Source organism: Winogradskyella arenosi (assembly GCF_003337305.1).
GTDB classification, from domain to species: Bacteria; Bacteroidota; Bacteroidia; order Flavobacteriales; family Flavobacteriaceae; genus Winogradskyella; species Winogradskyella arenosi.
Genome location: NZ_QPJO01000019.1, coordinates 1 through 2,532 on the forward strand (window position 1 = coordinate 1; position 2,532 = coordinate 2,532).

The 2,532-nt window shown below is 33.0% G+C and carries 2 protein-coding genes and 1 pseudogene; 2 read left to right on the forward strand and 1 reads right to left on the reverse strand.

Going from position 1 to position 2,532, the window contains the following annotated elements:
- Positions 1–126: 126 nt before the first annotated feature.
- Positions 127–642: a WapI family immunity protein gene (locus DFQ08_RS15970; protein ID WP_181858426.1), complete on the forward strand. Its 516-nt coding sequence runs from the start codon at positions 127–129 to the stop codon at positions 640–642.
- A 681-nt stretch (positions 643–1,323) separates the two neighbouring features.
- Positions 1,324–2,334 (forward strand): CHAT domain-containing protein, encoded by a 1,011-nt coding sequence (locus tag DFQ08_RS15975; RefSeq protein WP_114311040.1) that lies wholly within the window; start codon positions 1,324–1,326, stop codon positions 2,332–2,334.
- A 47-nt stretch (positions 2,335–2,381) separates the two neighbouring features.
- Here the strand turns inward: DFQ08_RS15975 and DFQ08_RS16365 are convergent.
- Positions 2,382–2,532, reverse strand: a pseudogene (locus DFQ08_RS16365) (IS110 family transposase); the annotation flags it as partial.

The window sequence follows — 2,532 nt, forward strand, 5'->3', positions numbered from 1 at the left end:
GCTTCTTTGGAAAATTCCTTCGGAATTTTCTCTGGTCCGTAAAAGTTTGCTAAATTAGCTACCAAACCACGCAACTAACCATACACAAACACGTTGTGCGCAAGCTGAACAAACTCTCGTAATTAAATGATATTTAAAGGAATTAACAATCAAACTGTTGAATTTAGGATAACGAATTATCAGTTTCCTGAAATAACTGATTGTGAATATGACTCAAATTGGTTGTTGGTATATTTAAAAGTAAAAAGTGATTGCGGAAATTGGGAAACGGTTGACCCTTCGCTTTTGGTAAGAGATTTAAGAGACATTATCGAATGGTTTGAGCAACTATCTAATGATATAGAAACTAATTCCGATTTTCTGTCTTTTATGGAACCGAATTTGGAATTTAGATTGACAAAAAAAAATGCGGATAAAAAACAAATCAGAATAACATTTGACTTGGAATCTCGACATCCGAATGCAAAAGACGATGAGGAATTTTATGTGGATTGCGAATTTAATAATGCGGAATTAAAACAAATTGCATCTGAACTGAAAAAAGAAACGGAATTATATCCAGAACGTGCATTAAAGAATAGAAAGAAATCATACGTCGATGTTTTTAAGAATTTAACTGGCTCTATTTTTAAAAAAGAATAAAGCCAGCGCACAACACCGTGTATAATTAATTGCTTGGTCACTGCCGACTTACGAACATTCCTGCGGAATATTCTATCTGTGATTTATTTGCTAAATTAGTTGCTTAACCACGCAACTAACCATACACAATCACGTTAGCTGTAATAACGCAGCGCAATCAAATTCGGAATTTTAAGCAAAAAAACAAAGTGTTTAAAGCCGAATTGAATGCAAAAAAACTCACTCGAAATCTGAATTTAAAACGTTGGAATAAAATGTCAGAATTGAATACTCACTCAACTCTGGAAATTCACTCAGTCGGAATTATCACTCGAAATCTGAATTGCATTACGCTGGATTTTTTAGCTCGTTTGCGCAATCGGAATTGTAAGTGGAAAAGCAACGCGTGAATTGCTTACTCGAAATCTGAATTGTGCGTGAATTTCTCACTCAGTCGCAATTTTGGATTGGACTTCTACTCTACTTTTCTTGATCTGAACTTGAATTTTAAACGATAAAAAAAGCACTCAAATAAAAACAAATCCAATTACTACAGCTAACACAGTGTATAGTCAATAGCTTTATATATGCTCATCTGGAATATTCCTTCGGAATATTCTCAGGTTCGTGGGTTTTTGTTAACTTACATGCCATAACACGCTACAAACCATACACAACCACGTTAGGCAACATTTAAACAGAATGATAAAAATTCCACATAATCGAGCAATTGAACTTTTAGAACAAAGGTTGGATGACCTATATTCTGCTGACCTTAAAGCTTGGCAAAACAGAACGCTAATAGACATCCAGGCAATTTTTGGACAAGGAAGTAGCCAAGCTATCGCGATAATATCTGAAAGTGTACTTCATTTTGGAGACGAAAATAAAATAGCAGAAACAAAAAGGACTTTTAGACAAACTTTAGAAGGATATATTCAATACATCAAAGATTTTCATTTGATAAATCAAGAAAAAATCGAATTATCAGAACAAGAATTTAAAGAAAAATATGTTGAGCTTTTAGAGAAATGGAACGAGCTCGTTCCCGAATATAATCAACTTTTAAAAGACCAAGAAAAACTATATAAAGACCATAATATTGCTCTTTCGGAAATTAAAAATTTGGAAGACCGATTAGCTGAAAAAGATAATATTGGGGATATTATAAAAATTCTATTTTTAGGTGCAAGTCCAATAAATCAAGATAGATTAAGAATAGACGAGGAAGTCCGAAATATAGAAAATGGCTTAAAACTTGCTTCATTAAGAGACAATTTCGAATTGAAATCTGAATGGGCTGTTACACCTAAGTCATTACAACAAGCAATGCTTGACGAAAAACCAACCATTGTTCAATTTTCTGGTCACGGACATATAGGCGGAATTGCTCTTGAGGATTCTTTGGGTAATTCAAAATTAATAGATATTAATGCATTAGGTTCCCTATTCGAACTATTTTCAGATAAAGTCCAATGTGTATTTCTTAATTCGTGTTATTCAGAATTGCAAGCGAAAGAGATTTCTAAACATATACCTTATGTAATTGGTATGAAAGATTCAGTTCCCGATGAAACCGCAATCGCATTTTCAGTTGGTTTTTACACAGCATTAGGAGCAGGAAAAGATATTGATTTTGCGTATAAAATGGGATTAGTTGGAATAAAACTAGAAGGAATCGAAGGAAGTGATATTCCAATATTACTGAAATAAAAACGTTGCCTAACAAAGTACTGTGGTAAAAAGCAAGTAAAAATGCATTAACTTTTCACTAAAATACTTCTATATGAGTCATCATATATTAAACCAGATTTTGCGATAGCAAAAGCCTGTTTTAGAAGCTTATTACACACAGCTATTAAAGCCAGTTTTTTACTCTTCCCTTTTGCTACAATTCGTTCATAAATATCT